The sequence below is a fragment of the Aureimonas sp. Leaf324 genome (genome assembly GCF_001423245.1).
Taxonomy (GTDB): domain Bacteria; phylum Pseudomonadota; class Alphaproteobacteria; order Rhizobiales; family Rhizobiaceae; genus Aureimonas.
Map to the genome: position 1 here is coordinate 21859 of NZ_LMOH01000004.1, position 20881 is coordinate 42739.

The 20881-nt window shown below is 71.4% G+C and carries 18 protein-coding genes; 8 read left to right on the forward strand and 10 right to left on the reverse strand.

What is annotated here, in order from left to right; genetic code table 11:
• Positions 1–20 precede the first annotated feature (20 nt).
• A complete protein-coding gene (locus ASF65_RS04650; protein ID WP_055885877.1) occupies positions 21–4904 on the forward strand; it encodes an NAD-glutamate dehydrogenase in 4884 nt (1627 codons plus the stop codon).
• Positions 4905–5017: 113 nt separating this feature from the next.
• On the opposite strand, the gene ASF65_RS04655 is transcribed toward ASF65_RS04650, so the two are convergent.
• Positions 5018–5365: a hypothetical protein gene (locus tag ASF65_RS04655; protein WP_055885880.1), complete on the reverse strand. Its 348-nt coding sequence runs from the start codon at positions 5363–5365 to the stop codon at positions 5018–5020.
• Between the two features lie 114 nt (positions 5366–5479).
• Between ASF65_RS04655 and ASF65_RS04660 the strand changes: the two genes are divergently transcribed.
• Positions 5480–5935 carry a PaaI family thioesterase gene (locus ASF65_RS04660; RefSeq protein ID WP_055885883.1) on the forward strand — a complete coding sequence of 152 codons (456 nt, stop codon included), beginning with the start codon at positions 5480–5482 and terminating at the stop codon, positions 5933–5935.
• 10 nt (positions 5936–5945) lie between these two features.
• On the opposite strand, the gene purH is transcribed toward ASF65_RS04660, so the two are convergent.
• From purH to ASF65_RS04685, 5 genes are all read right to left on the reverse strand, one after another.
• Positions 5946–7559, reverse strand: a complete 1614-nt coding sequence (purH, locus tag ASF65_RS04665; protein ID WP_055885886.1) for a bifunctional phosphoribosylaminoimidazolecarboxamide formyltransferase/IMP cyclohydrolase — start codon at positions 7557–7559, stop codon at positions 5946–5948.
• A 117-nt stretch (positions 7560–7676) separates the two neighbouring features.
• Complete coding sequence (locus ASF65_RS04670) at positions 7677–8468, reverse strand: DUF2189 domain-containing protein (RefSeq protein WP_055885889.1); 792 nt, start codon at positions 8466–8468, stop codon at positions 7677–7679.
• Between the two features lie 185 nt (positions 8469–8653).
• On the reverse strand, positions 8654–8863 hold the full coding sequence (locus ASF65_RS04675; protein ID WP_055885893.1) for a hypothetical protein: 210 nt from the start codon (positions 8861–8863) through the stop codon (positions 8654–8656).
• Positions 8864–8913: 50 nt separating this feature from the next.
• Positions 8914–10605: a heparinase II/III family protein gene (locus ASF65_RS04680; RefSeq protein WP_055886101.1), complete on the reverse strand. Its 1692-nt coding sequence runs from the start codon at positions 10603–10605 to the stop codon at positions 8914–8916.
• A 168-nt stretch (positions 10606–10773) separates the two neighbouring features.
• The gene (locus ASF65_RS04685) at positions 10774–12186 is read right to left on the reverse strand and encodes a transcription antitermination factor NusB (protein ID WP_055885895.1); all 1413 of its coding nucleotides are present in this window, start codon (positions 12184–12186) and stop codon (positions 10774–10776) included.
• Positions 12187–12296: 110 nt separating this feature from the next.
• Between ASF65_RS04685 and ASF65_RS04690 the strand changes: the two genes are divergently transcribed.
• Positions 12297–12809, forward strand: coding sequence for an ankyrin repeat domain-containing protein (locus tag ASF65_RS04690; RefSeq protein ID WP_055885900.1), 513 nt, complete (start codon positions 12297–12299; stop codon positions 12807–12809).
• A 194-nt stretch (positions 12810–13003) separates the two neighbouring features.
• Here the strand turns inward: ASF65_RS04690 and htpX are convergent, their stop codons facing one another.
• Positions 13004–13951, reverse strand: coding sequence for a zinc metalloprotease HtpX (gene htpX, locus ASF65_RS04695; protein WP_055885902.1), 948 nt, complete (start codon positions 13949–13951; stop codon positions 13004–13006).
• 161 nt (positions 13952–14112) lie between these two features.
• Here htpX and ASF65_RS04700 point away from each other — a divergent pair, with 161 nt between their 5' ends.
• From ASF65_RS04700 to ASF65_RS04715, 4 genes are all read left to right on the forward strand, one after another.
• Positions 14113–14328: a DUF1674 domain-containing protein gene (locus ASF65_RS04700; RefSeq protein WP_055885905.1), complete on the forward strand. Its 216-nt coding sequence runs from the start codon at positions 14113–14115 to the stop codon at positions 14326–14328.
• A gap of 104 nt (positions 14329–14432) precedes the next feature.
• Positions 14433–14912 carry a thermonuclease family protein gene (locus ASF65_RS04705; RefSeq protein ID WP_055885907.1) on the forward strand — a complete coding sequence of 160 codons (480 nt, stop codon included), beginning with the start codon at positions 14433–14435 and terminating at the stop codon, positions 14910–14912.
• A gap of 131 nt (positions 14913–15043) precedes the next feature.
• Positions 15044–15364 carry a multidrug efflux SMR transporter gene (locus tag ASF65_RS04710; protein WP_055885910.1) on the forward strand — a complete coding sequence of 107 codons (321 nt, stop codon included), beginning with the start codon at positions 15044–15046 and terminating at the stop codon, positions 15362–15364.
• A 76-nt stretch (positions 15365–15440) separates the two neighbouring features.
• On the forward strand, positions 15441–16733 hold the full coding sequence (locus ASF65_RS04715) for a cyclopropane-fatty-acyl-phospholipid synthase family protein (RefSeq protein ID WP_055885913.1): 1293 nt from the start codon (positions 15441–15443) through the stop codon (positions 16731–16733).
• Here ASF65_RS04715 and ASF65_RS04720 read toward each other — a convergent pair.
• Entirely contained in the window at positions 16724–17200 is a 477-nt protein-coding gene (locus tag ASF65_RS04720; RefSeq protein ID WP_055885916.1) for a DUF1003 domain-containing protein, read from the reverse strand. The two genes, ASF65_RS04715 and ASF65_RS04720, sit on opposite strands and share 10 nt — an antisense overlap.
• A 369-nt stretch (positions 17201–17569) precedes the next feature.
• Positions 17570–17881: a hypothetical protein gene (locus ASF65_RS21625; RefSeq protein ID WP_162239450.1), complete on the reverse strand. Its 312-nt coding sequence runs from the start codon at positions 17879–17881 to the stop codon at positions 17570–17572.
• Between ASF65_RS21625 and ASF65_RS21630 the strand changes: the two genes are divergently transcribed.
• A complete protein-coding gene (locus tag ASF65_RS21630; RefSeq protein ID WP_162239451.1) occupies positions 17867–18790 on the forward strand; it encodes an HD-GYP domain-containing protein in 924 nt (307 codons plus the stop codon). The two genes, ASF65_RS21625 and ASF65_RS21630, sit on opposite strands and share 15 nt — an antisense overlap.
• Before the next feature lie 43 nt (positions 18791–18833).
• On the opposite strand, the gene acs is transcribed toward ASF65_RS21630, so the two are convergent.
• Complete coding sequence (acs, locus tag ASF65_RS04730; protein ID WP_055885922.1) at positions 18834–20783, reverse strand: acetate--CoA ligase; 1950 nt, start codon at positions 20781–20783, stop codon at positions 18834–18836.
• Positions 20784–20881: the final 98 nt, after the last annotated feature.

Consider the following 20881-nt stretch of genomic DNA (forward strand, 5'->3'; position numbering starts at 1 on the left):
GACTTCCCGAGGGGACACGCATGGCGACCGAGCCGAACCCGACCAAGAACCGGATCATCGCCGGGGCTCTGGCCCTCCTGCCCGAGGCGGGCCCCAGCCGGCGGCTGGCGCCGCTCCTCTTCGCCCGGCCGCCCGCCGACGACCTCGCGGCCTTCGCGCCGGAGGCCCTCGCCAAGCTCACCGACGAGGCGGCGGGCGCCCTGGAGCGGCACCGGCCGGGCCGGGCCGTCGTCTCGGTGCGGCGGCTGCGCGGCGAGCTGCGCGCCGGCGAGCCGGTGACTGCGATCACCATCGCCCATGACGACATGCCCTTCCTGTTCGATTCGGTCATCGCCGAGATCGCCGACCGGGCGCCGGCGATTCACGAGATCTCGCATCCGATCCTCAGCGTCGAGCGCGGCGCCGACGGCGCGCCCTTGAGTTTTGCCGAGCGCCGGCCCGGCGCCGCGGGCGGCGAGCCCGTCAGCCTGATCCAGGTCGTGATCGAGCCGATGCCGGACCCGGCGGCCGAGGAGGCGCTGGCACGCAACCTCGAGGCGATCCTCGGCGAAGTCGCCGTCGCCAATGCCGATTTTGCCGCCATGCGCGCGCGCGTCGGCGAGGCGGCCCGCACCATCGAGGCGCGCGCCGGCCGCGAGGCGAATGCGGAGCGCGCAGCGAGCGAGCGCGAGGGCGCCGCGCTTGTCGACTGGCTCGCCAACGGCAACTTCATCTTCCTCGGCCTCCGCGAGTTCGCCTATCACCCGGAGGGCGAGGCGCTGCGGCGCGTCGAGGAGAGCGACCTCGGCATCCTGCGCGATCCCGCTGTCAGGGTCCTGCGCCGCGAGGGCGCGGCCGAGGCGCCGAGCCCCGAGCTGCGGGCCTTCCTCGAGGATCCCGAGCCGCTGATCGTGGCGAAGGCCAACTCGCGCTCGCGCGTCCACCGCCGCGCCTACATGGACTATGTCGGCATCAAGCTGCGCGACGCCGACGGGAAGCTGACGGGCGAGTTGCGCGTCGTCGGCCTCTTCGCCTCCTCGGCCTACACCCAGCCGCTCGCCTCGATCCCCTACCTGCGCGCCAAGGCCGCCACCGTCACCGAGCGCCTCGGCTTCTCGCCGAACTCCCATTCCGGCAAGGCGCTGGCCGTCGCGCTCGAGACCTATTCACGCGACGAGATGTTCCAGATCGACGTCGATCTTCTGGAGCGCTTCGTGTCGATCGTCACGGAACTCGGCGAGCGGCCGCGCATCCGCGTCCTGCCGCGCATCGACCGGTTCGACCGCTTCGTCTCGGTGCTCGTCTTCGTGCCGCGCGAGCGCTACGACGCGCGCCTGCGCGACGAGATCGGCGTGCTTCTCGCCGAGCGCTACGACGGCCACGTCTCGGCCTATTACCCGAACTTTCCCGAAGGCGCGCTCGCCTCGATCCACTTCATCATCGGGCGCTCCGGCGGCCCGACGCCCGAACCCGACGAGGCCGAGCTCGAGGCGGAGATCGCCGCCATCGCGCGCGACTGGTCGCTCGCCTTCGAACGGGCGGCCGCGCGCGCCGGGCGGATCGGCGAACTGACGGCGCTCGCCCCCGGCCTTCCCGGCGGCTACCGCGATGCGGTCGACCCGCAGGAGGCGGTGGAGGACGCAGCGCGCATCCTCGACCTTCGCCCCGGCGCCCCGCTCGGCATCGACTTCTACCGCCGCGAGGGCGACGAGGACGCCTCGCTGCGGCTCAAGATCTTCCACCTCGCAGAGGCTTTGCCGCTGTCGCGCCGGGTGCCGATCCTGGAGAACATGGGCTTCTCGCCGCTCGCCGAGCAGACGCACGAGATCGCGCGCGCCGACGGCAGCCATGTCTGGCTCCACGACATGGAGCTGATCCCGCGCTCGGGCAACATCGCCGCGCTCGCCGACAAGGGCTTGGCGCTGGAGGCGACGCTGCAGGCCGTGGTCGACGGGCGGATCGAGGACGACGCCTTCAACGCGCTGGTGTTCTCGGCCGGGCTCGACTGGCGCGAGGCGAACGTCCTGCGCGCCTATGCGCGGTATCTGCGCCAGACCGGCTTTGCGACGACGGCCGAATTCATGGCGCAGGTGCTGGAGCGCCAGCCGGGCGTCGCGCGCGCGCTGATCGAGCTGTTCGCGGGCGCCTTCGATCCGGCGCGGGAGCACCGGCCGGACGCGCTGCCGGAGGAGTTGGCCGGCGACGCGGAGGCGGCGCAAGCGGCCGCGCGCGGCGCGCTGTTGCCGCTCCTCACCCTCCGCCAGGCGCTCGACGCGATCACCAGCCTCGACGAGGACCGCGTGGTGCGCCGGCTGATGGGCGCGGTGCTGGCGACCCTTCGCACCAACTTCTACGCCGTGCCCGACGTCTCGGCCGACCCGAACTCGGTGCCGACCGCGGTGAAGCCCGCGCTTGCCTTCAAGATCGATCCGCACCGCATCGAGGGCATGCCCGCGCCCGTGCCCTACCGCGAGATCTTCGTGTTCGACGCGCGCGTCGAGGGCGTCCACCTGCGCTTCGGCCCGGTGGCGCGCGGCGGCCTGCGCTGGTCCGACCGCTCCCAGGACTACCGCACCGAGATCCTCGGCCTCGTGAAGGCGCAGCAGGTCAAGAACGCCGTCATCGTGCCGGTCGGCTCCAAGGGCGGCTTCTACCCCAAGCGCCTCGCCGACGCCTCCAACCGCGAGGCCTGGTTCGAGAGCGGGCGCGCCGCCTATGTCGTCTTCATCGCCTCGCTTCTGTCGGTCACCGACAATATCGAGCCGTCCGGCGAGACGGTGACGCCGACCGGCGTCATCGCCTATGACGACCTCGATCCCTATTTCGTGGTGGCGGCCGACAAGGGCACGGCGACCTTCTCCGACACCGCCAATGCGGTGGCGCGGGCGCGCGGCTTCTGGCTGGACGACGCCTTCGCCTCCGGCGGATCGGCCGGCTACGACCACAAGGCGATGGGCATCACCGCGCGCGGCGCCTGGGAGGCGGTCAAGCGCCACTTCCGCGAGATGGGCCGCGACGGCCGCGCGTGGGACATCCAGTCCGAGCCCTTCACGGTGGCCGGCTGCGGCGACATGTCGGGCGACGTCTTCGGCAACGGCATGCTCCTGTCGCGCAAGATCCGCTTGGTCGCGGCCTTCGACCACCGCGACATCTTCATCGACCCGAACCCGGACGAGGAGCGCTCGTTCAACGAACGCCAGCGCCTCTTCGCCCTGCCCCGCTCGTCCTGGGCCGACTTCGACCGTTCGGTGATCTCCACGGGGGGCGGCGTCTTCTCGCGGCGCGACAAGCTGATCCGCCTGTCGCCGGAGGCCGCCGCCGCGATCGGCCTCGACAAGACCTCGGGCACGCCCGCCGAGATCATCACGGCGATCCTGAAGGCCCCGGTCGACCTTCTCTGGTTCGGCGGCATCGGCACCTATATCCGCGCCTCCACCGAGACCAACCTCGACGTCGGCGACCGCGCCAACGACCCGGTCCGCATCGCCGGCCGCGAGGTGCGCGCCAAGGTGATCGGCGAGGGCGCCAATCTCGGGCTGACTCAAGGAGGCCGCATCGAGGCGGCGCGCTCGGGCGTCCGGCTCAACACCGACGCGATCGACAACTCGGCCGGCGTCAACACGTCGGACGTCGAGGTCAACTTCAAGATCGCGCTGCGCCAGCCGCTCGCCGAAGGGCGCCTGTCGCGCGAGGAGCGCGACCGGCTGCTCGGCTCGATGACCGACGAGGTGGCGCGGCTTGTGCTCGCCAACAACTATGCGCAGACGCTGGCGATCTCGCTGGAGGAGCGGGCGGGCGTCTCGCGACTTGCCCTGCAGGCGCGGCTGATGGCGGCGCTGGAGGAGACCGGGGCGCTCGACCGGCAGGTCGAGACCCTACCCTCGCCCGGCGCGATCGCCGACCTTCGCGCGCGGGGCCAGAGCCTGTCCCGGCCCGAGCTCGCCGTTCTCCTCGCCTATGCCAAGATCGATCTCTTCAACACGCTGGTCTCGGGTTCGCTGCCGGACGACCCCTACCTCGCCAGCCGCCTCATGGCCTATTTCCCGACGGCGCTGCGCGAGAAGTTCGAGGCCGACATCTCGGCTCACCGTCTGCGCCGGGAGATCGTCGCGACGGGGCTCGCCAACGCCTTCGTCAATCATCTCGGCGTGTCCTTCGCGACGGTGCTGCGCGACGCGACGGGCCGCTCGGGCTCCCATCTCGCCAGCGCCTATGTCGCCATCCACGACGGGTTCGCGATCGACGATCTCCTGCGCGAGATCGACGCGCTCGACGCCCGGCTGCCGGGCGCGGTGCAGAATGATCTCTACGCCGCGGTGTCGTTCTTCCTCCAGGTCGGCGTCGTCGGCCTCGTCCGCTCTGGCGCCTTTGATCTCGGCGAGACGGTCGCCGCGCTCCGGCGCCTGTCGGCGGAGTTCGGGCCGGCCCTCGTCGAGATGGCGAGCGAGCACGCCCGCGCCGATTTCGCCGCCCGGCAGTCGGCATGGGTCTCGGCCGGCGTGCCGGAGGAACTAGCGACCCGCATCGCCCGCCTGCCGCTTCTGGCGCTGGTGCCGGACGTCGAGCGTGTTTCACGTGAAACCGGCCGGTCCTTCGGCGAGGCGATGCGTGCGACCTTCGCGCTGACGCAGGCCCTCCACATCGGCCAGCTCGAAGAGGCGCTCGTGACGCTGCGCCCGACCGACTACTACGAGACGCTGGCGCTGGAGCGCGCCGGCAGCCAGATCGCCCGCGAGCGCAAGCGCCTGACGATCCTCGCGCTGAACGAGGGGAAGGGCGAGGACCCGGTCGCGGACTGGGCGGCGGCGGAGGGCGACACGCTGCGCGCGGCGGCCGAGCAGCTGCAGCGCCTCGCCGGCACCGGCGAGACCTCGGTCTCGCGCCTGACGCTGGCCGCGGGCCTCCTGCAGGATGTCGGGCTCTGACGACCGACAACACACCTCGTCCAGCGACCTGATGATGGCTGGCCGAGTGTCCTGAAAAAGGTGGGCGCGCCCCCGTCCGGCCCGGTGCGGCCGGCGGAGCATCGCTCCGGCGGTCAGGTCGGGTTGGCGCTTCCCGTCGCGTTCGGCTCATCGGGCACCGTGCCCGGCGGGATCACCGGCGTCGTGCCCGGATCGGGAGCCGGCACCGGCGCCTCGACACTGGGCATGCCGGTATCGGGCGGCGTCAGCACACCGCCGCAATCGGCCAGCTGGCCGCTCAGCGTCTGGCCGTCGGCAGCCCCGGGCTGGGCCGCGCAGGGGTCGGTCGAGGGCGGGATCGCCTGCGCGCCCGTATCGGGAACGCTCGGCGCGGGCGCGGGCGGGCTCGTGGTCTGCGCGCCGGCCGGCACGGCGCTCCAGAGAAGCGCGGCGCAAAGGGCGGTCGTCATGCGATGGGTCATCGGAGCACTCCTGTTCGTCCCGAACAACGCCGACCGGCGGCGATCGCTCCCGCCCCGCGGTCCCGCGACGAGCCGCAGGTGGCGGGCGGACGGGCGGCTTGCTAAGCCGGAGGGATGGACCTGCTCGCCCCCGCCGCCCCTCTCCTGCCCCGCCTGACGCTCGGGCAGGTCTCCGACTTCCTGGAGGCCGCCTTTCCGCCCGAGGCACGGCCCGCGCTCGGCACGCCTGTCGACCTTCGGCCCGGACGCCTGCGGATGCGCCTCGACCCCGTTCCCGCGATGCTGCGGCCGGGCGCGATCGTGTCCGGCCCGACGCTGATGGCGCTTGCCGATGTCGCCGCCTACGCGGTGATCGCCGCCCATCACGGACCGGAGGCGATGGCGCTCACCAACACCCTGTCGATCGCCTTCCTGCGCCCCGGCCGCCCCGAGCCGGTCTTTGCGGACGCCGATCTCCTGAAGCTCGGCCGCCGCACCGCGACGGTCGACGTCCGCCTGTGGCAGGGCGACGCGCACCGGCTCGTCGCGCAGGCGACGGTCGGTTACATCCTGCCGGACGCAGCCGCCTGACCCATGTCCGTCAGTGCCGGAAGTGGCGCATGCCGGTGAAGACCATGGCGATGTCGTTGTCGTCGGCCGCCTGGATCACCTCGGCGTCGCGCATCGAGCCGCCCGGCTGGATCACCGCGCGCGCGCCGGCGGCAACCGCCGAAAGAAGGCCGTCGGCGAAGGGGAAGAAGGCGTCGGAGGCGACCACCGAGCCCTGCGTCAGCACCGGGCCGCCGGCGCCTCTCGCGGCGTCCTCGGCCTTGCGGGCGGCGATGCGGGCGGAGTCGACACGGCTCATCTGGCCGGCGCCGATGCCGACGGTGGCGATATTCCTGGCATAGACGATGGCATTCGATTTCACGTGCTTGGCGACGCGGAAGGCAAAGCGCAGGTCGGCCATCTCGGCCTCGCTCGGCGCGCGCTTCGTCACCACCTTGAGGTCGAGCGCGTCCACCGTGCCGGAATCGCGCGACTGGACGAGGAGGCCGCCCGCCACCGACTTCACCAGAAGCCCCGCCGCGCGCGGGTCGGGCAGGCCGCCGGTGAGGAGGAGGCGCAGGTTCTTCTTGGCCGCCACCAGCGCGATCGCCTCCTCGTCGGCGTCGGGCGCGATGATGACCTCGGTGAAGACCTTGACGATCTCGGCGGCCGACGCCGCGTCGAGCCGCCGGTTCAGCGCCACGATGCCGCCGAAGGCCGAGACCGGGTCGCAAGCAAGCGCGCGTTCGTAGGCGTCGAGGATCGAGGCGCCTTCCGCGACGCCGCAGGGGTTGGCGTGCTTGATGATCGCGACGGCCGCCGTGCGGGCGGCGTCGAACTCGGCGACGAGCTCGAACGCGGCGTCGGTGTCGTTGATGTTGTTGTAGGACAGTTCCTTGCCCTGCACCTGCCGCGCGGTGGCGACGCCCGGGCGCTGCGAGCCGTCGAGATAGAAGGCGGCCGACTGGTGCGGGTTCTCGCCGTAGCGCAGGCTGGAGGCGAGCGTGCCGGCAAAGGCGCGCCGCGCCGGGGCCGCGTCGCCGGTCTCGGCCGCGAACCAGGTGGAGACCGCCGCATCGTAGGCCGCCGTCATGCCGTAGGCCTTGGCGGCGAGGCGCCGGCGGCGCTCGAGGCCGATCGCGCCCCCGTTCTCGCGAAGCTCCTCAAGGAACGCCGTGTAGTCGGCCGGGTCGGTAAGGACCGAAACATAGGCGTGGTTCTTGGCGCCGGCTCGGATCATCGCGGGACCGCCGATGTCGATGTTCTCGATGATCGAGGCGCGGTCGGCGCCCGACGCCACGGTCTCGGCAAACGGGTAGAGGTTGACGACGAGAAGGTCGATGCCGTGGATGCCGTGCGTCTCCATCGCGCCGGCATGCGCCGGGTCGGCGCGGATGCCGAGCAGCCCGCCATGGACGTTCGGATGCAGCGTCTTGACGCGGCCGTCCATGATCTCGGGAAAGCCGGTCAGCTCCGAGACGTCGCGCACCGGCAGCCCGGCGGCTTCCAGCGCCGCGCGCGAGCCGCCGGTCGAGACGAGTTCGACGCCGAGCTCGACGAGCCCGCGCGCCAGATCCACCATGCCGGCCTTGTCGAACACCGACAGGAGGGCGCGGGCGACCGTGTGCCGGTCGGGAGCGGGGGTGCGGTTGGCGGCGACGGCCATGGGGAGCATCCTTTTCGAAGGCGGCATGGGGCGCCGCCTCCGGCCGAAGGCGCGCCGTTCGTGCCGCCCCCATAGGACGGGCGCGCGCGCCGCACAACCGCCCGGCGGGACGGAAGGTCAGGCCATGACGCGGCGATAGAGATGCCAGGTCGCGTGGCCGAGCACCGGCAGCACCACCGCGAGGCCGACGAGGAGCGGCAGGGAGCCGAGGATCACGAGCCCCGCGACGATCGTCGCCCAGACCGCCATGACAAGCGGATTGGCCCGCACGGCGGCGACCGAGGCTGCCATCGCCTCGCCCGCCCCAAAGCCCCGGTCGAGGACGAGCGGCAGCGACAGGGCGCCGATCGAGAAGGCGACCGCCGCGAACAGGAACCCGACGAGATGGCCGACCGCGAGGAGCGCCCAGCCGGCGGGCGTCGCCATCAGCGCCTCGAGAAACGCCGGGTAGCTCCCGGCCTCGATGTCCGGCACGAGAAGCGCGAAGAGGCCGCGCGCGCTGAGGAGCCAGAGCGCGAAGAGGGCGAGCAACGTCAAGGCGACGCGAGCGATGGCGCCCCGCGCCGGGCTCCGGAGGACGCCGAAGGCCTCGCGCCACGTCGGATGCTCGCCGCGCTCCTCGCGCCGGCTGATCTCGTAGAAGCCGAGCGCGGCGACGGGGCCGATCAGCGCGAATCCGGCCACCAGCGGAAACAGGATCGGAAAGGCGTTGGCGTTGGTCGCGGCGAGCGCGATCGCGATGCCGGCAAGTGGATAGATCGCCGCCAGGAACACGAGATGCGTCGGGCGGCGGCGGAAGTCGTCGAGACCGCGAGCGAGGCTGAGGGTCAGGTCGGCGGTGGTGATGCGGCGGATGACGGGCAGGCGATGGCCGGTCAGCCGCGAGGCATCGAGCGGCAGAGCTCTCATGGATCCGTTCTCCTCTGGCCGAGGAAAAGCCGGTCGGATCGTTCAAGGCGGGTCGGACCGGCGGGAGCGGGCGGCCAGGAGCCGAACTCCCGTGCATGCGATCCGGAGAAATCTAGTCCGCCCAGGCGCGCTTGGCGAGCGCCGATCCGTCGAGCCGCCTCACGACCTCGCGACCGGCACCCCGGTCAGGGGCGTGCGGCGAGCGCCGCATCGCCCGGCTGAGCGGGACGGGCCGGGTTTCCGGCGCTCGGCGTCTCGGGCGCGGCCGCCGGCGGGGTGCGGCCGCCGAGGCCGTCCAGCGTGTTGGGCAGCACCGCGACCGCGCGGTTCATCCCCCCGCAGCCGGACAGGAGGAGGACAATGCCGAGGCCGAGATAGAGGCGGTGCATGAGCATTTCTCCGGATCGTTGCCGGAGGAGATAGGGCAAAAGCCTCCCGCGTCGCTTCAGGCCTGGCGTTCGAAGCGCCAGTTGAGGTCGGTGCGGTCGAGGCAGTCGAGCGGCAGGACGATCTGCCGCGTGCGGCGGGGACCGGCGGCATCGGCGAAGAAGATCGATTCTTCCAGCTGCGGCGCGCCGTCGGAGGAGAACCACCAGACCTCCTCACCGTGGACGAGGCGAAGCCCCTCGCCGGCCGTCTCGACCTCGACGTCGGGATGGAGGTGGAAGCGGAGCGTGCCCATCGGCTCGTCGCAGGCCATGCGGTGGGGGCGACCGGCCGCCTGGAAGAGGCGGTCGATCCCCTCGATGCGCCGCCCGTCGCGCGACAGGAAGAGCTGGCGCTCGTGGACGAAGCCGAAGGGCTGGCGGTAGCCGTCGTGGGCGGCGGTAAGGACCTGGCCCTCGTGCGATTCCTCGCGGTTCACCGGCACGCGGGTCGGGCCCGGCAGGAGCGGGCCGCCAAGGAAGCGGTCGACGGCCTCGGAGCGCGAGAAGCGCGAGGAGGACTGGTCGTTGAGGGTGAGCGTCGAATGGGCGGCGGTGGTGCGCGACAGGCGGCGCCAGCCGCCCTCGATGCGCACCGGCGCACCGCAGTTGACGACGAAGCGGCGACCGCCGGAGGAGAACTCGAGCGCGAGCGTGCCGGCATGGGCGTCGTGCGAGACGTCGGGGGCGGGCGGCACGCCGGTGTCGGCGAGCATCACGGTGCGGCCGGCGGCGAGGCGATGGTAGCCGGACTGGCGCATCTGGCTGATCGGCTCGCCGAGCGTCTCGTCGTGTTCGAGGAGGGCGGCGGAGAGGTGATGGTCCGGCGCGCCGGCCCCGTTGAAGAGGGCGAGCGAGCCGTCGCCGTGGCGGAAGAAGCGCAGCGCCGGCAGCATGCGGTCCACCGCGCCGAAGACGGCGCGCGGGGCCGGCACGCCGCGCTCGTCGAAGAGCGCACGCAGCGGCACCAGTTCGGCGAGGATCTGCGAGACGGCGGCGGGATTTCGCGAGACGTGGCCGCCGTCGGCATGGACCTGCGCGTCGAGCTCCTCGCCGAGCACCCGCGCCGCCTGACGCACGGCGTTGGCGGCGCCCGGCTGGACGAGCCCGGCGGCGACCAGCGCGATGCGCACGCGCAGCCGCGCCATGCCGGCGGGCGCCGAGCCCGCCATGCGGCGCAGATGGCGCGTCTCGGCGGCAAGGCCCCGCGCGAAGCGTTCGGCGAAGGCGGCGTCGGCGCCCGACAGGATGGTCGGGGCATGGGCGATCCAGGCGAGCACCCGGCCGGCCGCGATCTCGTGCTCGTAGGCGAGCGCGGTGCGCTGGCGGCGGCCGAGGCGCAGCCAGTCGCCGACCAGCGAGCGGGCGTGCTCGCAGGACAGGGCGTCGCCGGCTCGGGCGAAATGGCGCAGCCAGCCGAACCCGTGCAGCTCGGCGCGCCAGGGACGCGCCTCGTCCTTGAGTGCGAAGGGCGAGCGGCCGTTGAGCTCGACGAGCTGGCCCGCCAGCCAGACATGGCCGACATAGAAACCCCGCGCGATCGAGGGATCGCCGCGGCGAAGGTCGTGGAGCGCGGCGGCGGGAAGCTGTGCGCCGCCGGCGAACGGCAGGGGATGGCGCAGGAGGGCGCCGAGACGCGACAGGGCTCGGCGCCCGATTTCGCGCGCCATCAGGCCGGCCAGGCGAGGCTCGTCGACGAAGCCCGTCGTCATCCGCATTCCCCCGCCCAAAGACGCCCCCGGTGATCCGCGACCCGGTCGGGGCGCGGGATGTTCCAGGGCCAATTTCGGCCAACAGGGTTAACGGAAGCTTAAAGCGCTGCAACCGGAAGGCGGCAGGCTGACGCGGACCTTGCGGGCAAGGCCTTGTTCGTCAACGGATCACGCCCGGCGGCGCAACCTTGCGGCGAAGAACCCGTCGAGCCCGGAGGCGTCCGGCGTCTCGCACGCGAGCATGGCGGGCGTTGTGCGCAGGAAGCCCTCCCGGGTGACGGCGGCTTCAAGGCCCGGCACCTCGTCCGGCCGCACCGGCTCCAGCGTAAATTCCGGATGCTCGACGAGGAAGGCGCGGGCGACGGCCTCGCCCTCGACCGGATCGAGCGAGCAGTTCGAGAAGACGAGGAGCCCGCCCGGCGCGACGAGGCCGGCCGCCTGGCGCAGCATGCGGGCCTGGACGCCGGCAAGCTTCTCCACCTCTTCGGCGGTCTTCGTCCAGGCGACATCGGGGTGGCGACGGATCGTGCCGGTGGACGAGCACGGTGCGTCAAGAAGCACGGCGTCGAAGGGCTCGGCGGGCCGGAAGGTGGCGAGATCGCCGACTTCCATCTCGGCTTCGAGCCCGAGACGGGCGAAGTTCTCCTTCAGGCGGCGCAGGCGCGAGGCCGAGATGTCGAGCGCGGTGACGCGGGCGCCGGCCGCCGCCAGTTGCGCCGTCTTGCCGCCCGGCGCGGCGCAGAGATCCGCGGCGCGGGCCCCGGCAAGGTCGCCGAAGAGGCGCGCGGGCAGCGCGGCCGCCGCGTCCTGCACCCACCAGTCGCCGGCCGCATAGCCCGGCAGGTCGCCGACGAGCCCCTCGCCGCCCGACAGGCGCACGGTGCCGGTCGGCAGCACCTCGCCGCCGATCGCAGCGGCGACCGCCGCGGGGTCGCGCCGCGCGGTGAAATCGAGCGGCGCCGGCACGCGGTGGATCGCCGCGATCCGTTCCGCCTCCGCCTCGCCATAGGCGGCGGCCCAGCGCTGGAACAGCCAGGCCGGCGTGTCGAGCCGGGGATCGTCGACGGCGGCCAGAAGCGTGTCGCGCTCGCGCGCGATGCGGCGCAGCACGGCGTTCACCAATTTGGCGAAGCGCTGCGAGCGCGGGTCGGCGTCGGCCTGGCTGACGGCAAGATCGACGGCCGCCGCGTCCGGCACGTCGAGAAACAGGATCTGCGCCGCGCCGACATGGAGGATGTGGCGGAGCGACGCCGCGCCGCCCGGCAGCGGTTTCTCGATGCAGGCCGCGATCACCGCCTCGATCGTGCCGCGACGGCGCAGCGCCACGGTGAGGATCGCCTTCACCAGGGCCTGGTCGCGCGGCTCCAGCGCGCGGAACTCGGGATGCCCGTGGCCGCGGTCGGTCAGCCCGTCGAGCGAGGTGCGCGTGTCGACCACCGCCGAGAGGAGGCGCGCGGCGACACGCCGGCTGGCGAGGCCCGGGCGTTCCGGCGGCTGGGGCCTTGCCGGCCGAGGAGGCTTTCCCGCCTTTTCAGGCTTGGCGGTCTTGAACGGGCGCTTGGGGCTGGGCGGCTTTGTCATCGCCGATGCTATGGGCTGGCCGGGCCGCCGGGGCAAGCCCGCCGCGCGCCGGGTTGCGCACGGCCTTCTCGCGCGGCAGAGGAGGGGTGATCCCAGACGGAGCCCATGCGATGACCGATGCCCCGCCCGACGATGCGACGCTCGCCTTTGCCGCACGCGTGTTCCAGGCGGCGCGCGACGGCCACGTGGAGACGCTCGAGCCGCTTCTCGCCGGCGGCCTGCCCGCCAACCTTGCCAACGATCGGGGCGACACGCTCGTGATGCTGGCGAGCTACCATGGGCACTCCGAGGCCGTGCGCCTGCTTCTGGCTCACGGCGCCGATCCCGACCGGCCGAACGACCGCGGCCAGACGCCGCTCGCCGGCACCGCCTTCAAGGGCGAGACCGAGGCGGCGCGTGCGCTTCTGGACGGGGGCGCGCGCGTCGATGCGGCGGGGCCCGACGGGCGCACGGCGCTGATGATGGCGGCGATGTTCGATCGCGCGGAGATGGTGGCGCTGCTTCTCGCCCACGGCGCCGACCCGGCGCGGCGCACGCCCGAGGGACTGGATGCATTGGGCGCCGCCCGGATGACGGGTGCCCGCACGACGCAGCCGCTTCTCGAGCCTCAGCGCGAGGGCTAGAGCGCGTTCCGACCGGCTCGAACGGTCGTCATCGCCCGACGGACGCCCGCTGCGAGGCGGGGCCTTTGCTCCGCTTCGGCCTCGCTCGTCGGTCACGATGCGCCGGCATCGCTCCCGCCTCGCGCCTTGCCGCGAGGCGACATCACCTGCGTGCCAACCATCCCACCCGGTCGGACAACGCTCTAGCCTCTTCCTCAGCCCCAGGGCCCCTTGCGCGGCTTCGCCGTGCGGCCGGCGCGGCTCCAGGGGCCCGGGCGGGCCGGCGTGGCGGCGGGTGCCGTCGTCAAGGCACTCGCGCTCATCTCGCCGGCCATCGCAGCCAGCGCGTCGATGCGGTTCTGCGTGTCGGGATGGGTCGAGAACAGCCCGTCCATGCGCTGGCCGTTCAGCGGGTTGATGATGAACATGTGGGCCGTCGCCGGATTGCGCTCGGCGTCGAGGTTTACCGTGCGGCCGGCGGCATTGGCGATCTTGGCGAGCGCGGAGGCGAGCCACATCGGGTTGCCGCAGATCTCGGCGCCGCGCCGGTCGGCCGAATATTCGCGGGTGCGCGAGATCGCCATCTGCACGATCATCGCGGCAAAGGGCGCGACGATCATCGCGAGCAGCACGCCGATCCCGCCGAGCGGGTTGTTGTTGTCGCGGCTGCCGCCGAGAAAGAAGGCGAAGTTGCCGAGCATCGAGATCGCACCGGCCAGCGTCGCCGTGACGGTCATCGTCAAGGTGTCGCGGTTCTGGACGTGGGCGAGTTCGTGCGCCATCACGCCGGCGACCTCCTCGGGCGTCAGGCGCTGCAGGAGGCCGGTGGTGGCCACGACGGCGGCGTTCTGCGGGTTGCGGCCGGTGGCAAAGGCGTTCGGCTGGTCGTTCTCGATGACGTAGACGCGCGGCATCGGCAGGCCGGCGCGCGCGGCGAGCTCAGTGACGATGCGATGGTATTCGGGGGCGCTCGCCCCATCCACCTCCCGCGCATGGTGCATGCGCAGCACCATCTTGTCGGCGTTCCAGTAGGAGAAGAGGTTCATCGCCGCCGCGATCACGAAGGCGACCACCATGCCGCGCCCGCCCCCGATGAGGAACCCGACCCCCATGAAGAGGGCCGTCATCCCGGCGATTAGCATGGCGGTCTTCACGTGGTTCATGGGTCGCGGGCCTCCGATACTCGGGACGGACGGCCGCACTTGCCAAGCGGGGTCCGGTCGCCGATCTGTTGCGAAATCAACTGGGGACCCGCCCCTGCCCGGTCAACGCCGGCGGGGCTGCTGTCTCGCCCCCATCCGATCCCGTTGCCGTGAGCCCGACCATGTCCGACACCTCAGCCCCCACCCCGGCGCCCGAGCCTTCGCCGAGGCGCCGCGAGGACCTTCCCCCCGCCGCCCGCCGCGCGCTGGAGGAGGCCGAGGCGCGCCGCGCCGCCGAGGAGAAGGAGCGGCGGCCGGAGGAGGTGAACGGTCGCGGCGGCGCCGAGCCGACGCGCTTCGGCGACTGGGAAAAGAACGGCATCATCTCCGACTTTTGAAGGTCTTAGGATAGAGGTCCTGCGCGGACGTCGAACCGCGCCGGGAACATTCGAGAAGCGGGCCGGTTATGGGAATTTAACCCTAGCCGTGCCAGACTGGATCGATGAGACTCGCCCTCCCCCTGCTTCTCGCCCTGTCGGGCATCTCGCCGAGCCTTGCGCAGGAGCTTCCGCGCGAGGTCGGCGGCCCGGTGCTCGCCCATGTGGTGAAGGTGCGCGACGGCGACACGATCGAGGTCGAGGCGCTGATCTGGCCGATGCAGACGGTGCAGGTCGCCGTGCGCCTGCGCGGTGTCGACGCGCCGGAACTGAAGGGCGCCTGCGCGGCCGAGACGGCGGCGGCCCGCGACGCGCGCGACCGCCTCGCCACGCTCGTCGGCGCGGGGCCGGTCTGGCTGACGCGGGTGTCGGGCGACAAGTATTTCGGACGCGTGCTCGCCGACGTCGCGACCTCGGGCGAGAGCGATCTCGGCGCCCGGCTGCTGCGCGAGGGGCTCGTCGACGCCTATGACGGCGGACGCCGCCGCGACTGGTGCGCGACGGTCGGCGCGCGGCGCGAGGGCGCGGGCGCCGGGCGCGGCTGACGGGTCTCGCGTGCCTTGAACCCGGCGGCCCCGGTCCCATCTGCAGGACCGGGGCGGCGGACGACCGCGCCCCGGCGCATCGAGCGCCCTTCCTTTCGGGACGACCCGGTTCGCACAACGCGGGACACATCATGCCCTGGGTCTATCTGGTCGTCGCCGGCCTTCTCGAAATCGGCTGGGCGTCGGCAATGAAGCAGTCCGCCGGCTTCACCAAGCTCGTGCCGACCGTCCTCACCATCGTGTTGATGCTCGGCAGCTTCGGGCTTCTCGCCGCCGCCATGCGCACCCTGCCGCTCGGCACGGCCTATGCCGTGTGGACCGGCATCGGCGCGCTCGGCGCGTTTCTCGTCGGCCTCGTCTGGTTCGGCGACAGCGCCCATCCGATGCGCCTTCTGGCCGCCGCGCTGATCCTGTCGGGCATCGTCCTGATGAAGGCGGCGCCCTCGTCCTGAAACCGGCGATGGCGGGTGGCAGGGCGACGGCCGGCGGTCTAGAAGGGTTTCACGTGAAACGCAGACGCCGGTGCGCATGACCCCCTCCCCTGCCCCCTCCGCCGACGAGGCGCGCGTCGCCGCCGCGATCGGCGACCTCGTGCGCACGCTCGATCCCGGCTTTCCCGTCGTCCTGTGGACCGGCGAGCGGATCGGCGCCCCGGACGGGCCGGCGCTTCTCGTGCGCCGCGCCGACGCGGTGGCACGCCTCGCCTTCAGCCCGCGCGTCGAGACGCTGCTCGGCTTCTGGATGGACGGGACGATCGACGTGGTCGGCGGCTCGTTCCTGGATCTTGCCGGACAACGCGGCGCGAGAGCCAAGGCGAAGGGCGCCTGGAAGAAGCTCGACAAGCGCCGGCTCGTCACGCTCCTTCCCGCGCTCTGGCGGCTGCGCAAGTCGGGACCCGCCGCCGTCGCGGAAGCCGGCGCCGATGCCGGCGCCAGCGGCTCCACCAAGCAGGCGATCCAGTACCACTACGACGTCTCGAACCGCTTCTACGAGCTCTTCCTCGACCGGCGCATGGTCTACTCCTGCGCCTATTTCGACGGCTGGCACGACGACATCGACAAGGCGCAGGAAGACAAGCTGGAGATGATCTGCCGCAAGCTGCGGCTCCAGCCCGGCGAGCGCTTCCTCGACATCGGCTGCGGCTGGGGGGCGCTCCTGATCCACGCCGCCTCGCGCCATGGCGTGACGGGGCACGGCGTCACCCTGTCCAAGGCCCAGTTCGATCTGGCCACGCGCCGCGTGCGCGAGTCGGGGCTGGAGGACCGGATCACGATCGAGCTGAAGCCTTACCAGGAGCTGACCGGCACGTTCGACAAGATCGCCTCGATCGGCATGTTCGAGCATGTCGGCTTCCGGAACCACGACGCCTATTTCGGCGCCGTGCGCAAGCTCCTGCGCCCGCGCGGGCTCTACCTGCACCACACGATCGCCCGGCCCGCCAAGCGGGACCTCAAGACCTTCCACAAGGGCTCGCGCGAGTATCGCGCGATCACCCGCTTCATCTTCCCCGGCGGCGAGCTCGACTATATCGGCCACTCGCTGCAGAAGCTCGAGGCGCACCGGTTCGAGGTCCACGACGTCGAGAACTGGCGCGAGCACTACGGGCGCACCTGCCGGATCTGGGCGGAGCGGCTGGAGGCGAACTTCGAGGCTGCGGCCGCGGAAGCGGGCGCACCCGTCACCCGCCTCTGGCTCCTGTATCTTGCCGGCTGCGCCCTCGCCTTCGAGCGCGGCACGGTGATGATCAACCAGACCCTCGTCTCGAAGCGCGACAAGGGCCCATCGGGACTGCCCCCGACGCGGGCCGACCTCTACGCCTGAATGCGGGGCGCGGGCTCCGCGCCCGTCGCCCCGACGGCCGCCATGAGGAGGCGCATGTCCTCGCGCATGGCCGACAGCTCGTCCGACAAGGCCAGGATCTGCGTCTCGGCGCGGATGTTGGTCTCGTAGTCGAGCCGCGCCTCGAGCCGGTCCTTCGCCGCCTGCCGGTTCTGGCTCATCATGATGATCGGCGCCTGGAGCGCCGCCAGCATGGAGAGCATCAGGTTCAGGAAGATGAAGGGAAACGGATCGAAGGCGTTGGCCGCCAGGATCACGGTGTTGACCACCGCCCAGGCGACCAGGAACACCCCGAAGCCGATGATGAAGCTCCACGAGCCGCCGACGGCGGCGACGCGGTCGGCCAGGCGCTCCCCGAAGGTCATGCCCTCGGCGAACACCTCGTGGGGATCACGGGTGGCGGTGGTCCGGCGCAGACGGCCGGCGACGTAACGGATTGCCGCGTTCATGGGCTCACCTTTGAGACGACCGGCCGCTCGCCGCGGACGTCGTCCGGTGAGCCGACGGATCAGCTCCGGCGCGACCGCGAAAGCGGCTCGGTCGATCGACTGAGATCGTTGCTGGACATGATCCTCTCGGGATCGGCTGATGACTGGGATGAGCCCCTGCGGCTCGGGAGGGGATATGCGCTTCGGGGGTGTCTTGGTCAAGTCCCCGTGAGCGGAGCGGCACCGACGCGGCTGCAGGCCTGCCATGCAGGGACCGCGGGCCGTCTTCCGCCCATGAAAAAGGCCGCTCTTCGAGAAGAGCGGCCTTTCCGTGATCAAAGCCACGCCGGCAGGTCCGATGCGGACCCTGAGGCAGGGCACATCAGATCGTCAGATGCGAGAAGAAGGCTGCCCCTTCACCATCGTCGAACCCACGGACCCGGCCGGCATAGGAAAACCACTCGACATCGGATCACCTCCTTTCGCTTCGTTAAACACGGAGGAAGTATGGGATCGTGCGGCGACAGGCGCAAGGGGCTGGCTGCGGCAAATCGTCGAGCCCGACGACCGGTCGAGCTGCGAGAAAATCGCAAACCAGCCTTTAAACCTTCCCCGGTCAATGTACCCTTGAGGCAGGGGGACTTTCGGATGCTGTTGCGGATCGACCGGCGTCAGGCAAGGATCGGCATGTTCGTCGATCATGTCGAAGGCGCCTGGATCGACGTGCCGATCTGGTTCCGGAGCCATCGCATCGACGACGACGCGGCGCTAGCCCGCATCCGCGACAGCCGCATCTCGGCCGTCGTGATCGATCTCGACAAGGGCGTCGGCCCGACCCAGGCCCCCGTCGCCCCCCATGCGCCCGCGAATGCGCCCGCCCCACAGGCGCCGGACCCCGAGACGGCGAAGGCCAAGGAGACGCTGCGCCGGACCCATTCGGCGATGCGCCAGATTTTCGCCGCGATCCGCGACGGGGCCTCGATCGATCCCGGCCAGGCCAGGGCCGTGGTCGACGAAGTCGCGGTCGCGATGCGCCATCGCCCCCGCGCCCTTCTCGGCATCACCCGCCTGAAGTCCAAGGACGAGTACAGCTTTCTCCATTCCGTCGCGGTCTGCGCGCTGATGACGCATTTCGGGCGCTTCCTGCACCTCGATGAGGGCATGGTGCAGCAGCTGGGCGTCGCCGGTCTCCTCCACGACGTCGGCAAGGTGACGCTGCCGAGCGAGATCCTCGGCAAGCCCGGTTCGCTTACCGAGGAGGAACTCGAGATCGTGAGGACCCACCCCAGGCAAGGGTTCCGGATCCTGCAGAGCCAGGACGTGTCGGACATGGTGCGGGACGTCTGCCTGCACCACCACGAGCGCATCGACGGCCGCGGCTACCCCGACGGACTGGAGGGCGACCAGCTGTCCCAGGCGGTGCGCATCGCCGCGATCTGCGACGTCTACGACGCCGTCACCTCGATCCGTCCCTACAAGGAGGCGTGGTCGGCCAAGACCGCCTACCGCCGGATGTGGGAGTGGGACGGCCATTTCGACCGCGTGCTGCTCGGCCAGTTCTTCGTCAGCATCGGCGTGACCGGCGAGACCGCCCGCCGGCCGGAGCTTTGAGCCGGCACGCCGCGCGTTCGGGCGGCGTGCCGGCGATGCGCCGTCAGCTCTTGCGGTTCTCGCGGTTCTCGATCAGGTCGTCGACGACGCCGGGATCGGCCAGCGTCGAGGTGTCGCCGAGGGCTCCGAACTCGTCCTCGGCGATCTTGCGCAGGATGCGGCGCATGATCTTGCCCGAGCGCGTCTTGGGCAGGCCCGGCGCCCACTGGATCTTGTCGGGCGAGGCGATTGGGCCGATCTCGTTGCGCACGTGGGCGACGAGTTCTTTCTTCAACTCGTCCGACGGCGTCTGCCCCTCCATCAGCGTGACGTAGCAGTAGATCCCCTGCCCCTTCACGTCGTGCGGGTAGCCGACGACGGCGGCTTCCGAGACCTTGGGGTGCGAAACGAGGGCGGATTCCACCTCGGCCGTGCCCATGCGGTGACCCGACACGTTGATGACGTCGTCGACGCGGCCCGTGATCCACCAGTAGCCGTCGGCGTCGCGCCGGGCGCCGTCGCCCGTGAAGTACTTGCCGGGATAGGTCGAGAAATAGGTCTGCTCGAAACGCTCGTGGTCGCCGTAGACCGTGCGCATCTGGCCAGGCCAACTGTCGGCGATGCACAGATTGCCGTCGGCCGCGCCCTCCAGCACCTTGCCCTCGGCGTCGACGAGTTCGGGCCGGACGCCGAAGAACGGCTTGGTGGCGGAGCCGGGCTTGAGCGCCACCGCGCCCGGCAACGGCGAGATCAGGATGCCCCCGGTCTCGGTCTGCCACCAGGTGTCGACGATCGCGCAGCGCTCCTCGCCGACGACCGTGTAGTACCAGTTCCAGGCTTCCGGGTTGATCGGCTCGCCGACCGAGCCGAGGAGGCGGATCGACTGGCGCGAGGACTTGGTGACGAACTCGTCGCCCGCCCCCATCAGCGCGCGGATGGCGGTCGGCGCGGTGTAGAAGATGTTGACCTTATGCTTGTCGACGACCTGCCACATCCGGCCGGCATCGGGGTAGTTCGGCACGCCCTCGAACATCAGCGTCGTCGCGCCGTTGGCGAGCGGGCCGTAGACCGTATAGCTGTGGCCGGTCACCCAGCCCACATCCGCGGTGCACCAGAACACCTCGCCCTCGCGGTAGTCGAAGACGTACTGGTGCGTCATCGAGGCCCAGACGAGATAGCCGCCGGTCGTGTGCAAGACGCCCTTCGGCTTGCCGGTCGAGCCGGACGTGTAGAGGATGAACAGCGGGTCCTCGGCGCTCATCTCGGCGGGCGGGCAGTCGGGCGAAACCTTCTCGCGCTCCTCGTGCCACCAGAGGTCGCGGCCCCGCTCCATTGCGACGTCCGCCCCGGTGCGCCGCACCACCAGCACCTTGTCGACCGTGTGGCCGGCCTTGGCGGCGATGCCGAGCGCCTTGTCGGCATTGGCCTTCAGCGGCACCTTGCGGCCCGCGCGGAGGCCCTCGTCGGCGGTGACGAGGACCTTGGAGGACGAGTCCTCCATGCGTCCGCCGAGCGCGTCGGGCGAGAAGCCACCGAACACGACGGAATGGATCGCGCCGAGCCGGGCGCAGGCGAGCATCGTCACCGCCGCTTCCGGGATCATCGGCAGGTAGATCGAGACGCGGTCGCCCTTTGCGACGCCCATGCCCTTCAGGACATTGGCCATGCGGCAGACGTCGGCGTGAAGCTCGCGATAGGTGATGTGGCGGGCGTCAGTCGGATCGTCGCCCTCCCAGATGATCGCCGTCTGGTCGCCGCGGTTCTCGAGGTGCCGGTCGAGGCAGTTGGCGGAGAGATTGAGCGTGCCGTCCTCGAACCATTTGATCGAGACGGCGCCGGGATCGAACGAGGTGTTCTTGACCTTGGTATAGGGCTTGATCCAGTCGAGCCGTGCGCCGTGCTCGCGCCAGAAACCCTCCGGGTCGGACACGCTGCGCGCGTACCAGGCCTCGTAGTCGGCCTCGGTGATCTGCGTGTCCGCCTTCCAGGCATCCTTGACGGCGATGGTGGTCATGTCAGAGGTCTCCCTACCCTCGGCACGCCTTCGTGCCGGCCCCGCTCCCGACGGCGCGAGGGAGAACCTAGAACGGGTCGCGCGCCGAGAAAACCGCC

Excerpts from the sequence above, each read along its gene's own strand:
- ASF65_RS04650 (WP_055885877.1), top strand. The coding sequence starts at position 21 with ATGGCGACCGAGCCGAACCCGACCAAGAACCGGATCATCGCCGGGGCT.
- ASF65_RS04655 (WP_055885880.1), bottom strand. The coding sequence starts at position 5,365 with ATGACCCATCGCATGACGACCGCCCTTTGCGCCGCGCTTCTCTGGAGC.
- ASF65_RS04660 (WP_055885883.1), top strand. The coding sequence starts at position 5,480 with ATGGACCTGCTCGCCCCCGCCGCCCCTCTCCTGCCCCGCCTGACGCTC.
- purH (WP_055885886.1), bottom strand. The coding sequence starts at position 7,559 with ATGGCCGTCGCCGCCAACCGCACCCCCGCTCCCGACCGGCACACGGTC.
- ASF65_RS04670 (WP_055885889.1), bottom strand. The coding sequence starts at position 8,468 with ATGAGAGCTCTGCCGCTCGATGCCTCGCGGCTGACCGGCCATCGCCTG.
- ASF65_RS04675 (WP_055885893.1), bottom strand. The coding sequence starts at position 8,863 with ATGCTCATGCACCGCCTCTATCTCGGCCTCGGCATTGTCCTCCTCCTG.
- ASF65_RS04680 (WP_055886101.1), bottom strand. The coding sequence starts at position 10,605 with ATGACGACGGGCTTCGTCGACGAGCCTCGCCTGGCCGGCCTGATGGCG.
- ASF65_RS04685 (WP_055885895.1), bottom strand. The coding sequence starts at position 12,186 with ATGACAAAGCCGCCCAGCCCCAAGCGCCCGTTCAAGACCGCCAAGCCT.
- ASF65_RS04690 (WP_055885900.1), top strand. The coding sequence starts at position 12,297 with ATGACCGATGCCCCGCCCGACGATGCGACGCTCGCCTTTGCCGCACGC.
- htpX (WP_055885902.1), bottom strand. The coding sequence starts at position 13,951 with ATGAACCACGTGAAGACCGCCATGCTAATCGCCGGGATGACGGCCCTC.
- ASF65_RS04700 (WP_055885905.1), top strand. The coding sequence starts at position 14,113 with ATGTCCGACACCTCAGCCCCCACCCCGGCGCCCGAGCCTTCGCCGAGG.
- ASF65_RS04705 (WP_055885907.1), top strand. The coding sequence starts at position 14,433 with ATGAGACTCGCCCTCCCCCTGCTTCTCGCCCTGTCGGGCATCTCGCCG.
- ASF65_RS04710 (WP_055885910.1), top strand. The coding sequence starts at position 15,044 with ATGCCCTGGGTCTATCTGGTCGTCGCCGGCCTTCTCGAAATCGGCTGG.
- ASF65_RS04715 (WP_055885913.1), top strand. The coding sequence starts at position 15,441 with ATGACCCCCTCCCCTGCCCCCTCCGCCGACGAGGCGCGCGTCGCCGCC.
- ASF65_RS04720 (WP_055885916.1), bottom strand. The coding sequence starts at position 17,200 with ATGAACGCGGCAATCCGTTACGTCGCCGGCCGTCTGCGCCGGACCACC.
- ASF65_RS21630 (WP_162239451.1), top strand. The coding sequence starts at position 17,867 with ATGTTCGTCGATCATGTCGAAGGCGCCTGGATCGACGTGCCGATCTGG.
- ASF65_RS21625 (WP_162239450.1), bottom strand. The coding sequence starts at position 17,881 with ATGATCGACGAACATGCCGATCCTTGCCTGACGCCGGTCGATCCGCAA.
- acs (WP_055885922.1), bottom strand. The coding sequence starts at position 20,783 with ATGACCACCATCGCCGTCAAGGATGCCTGGAAGGCGGACACGCAGATC.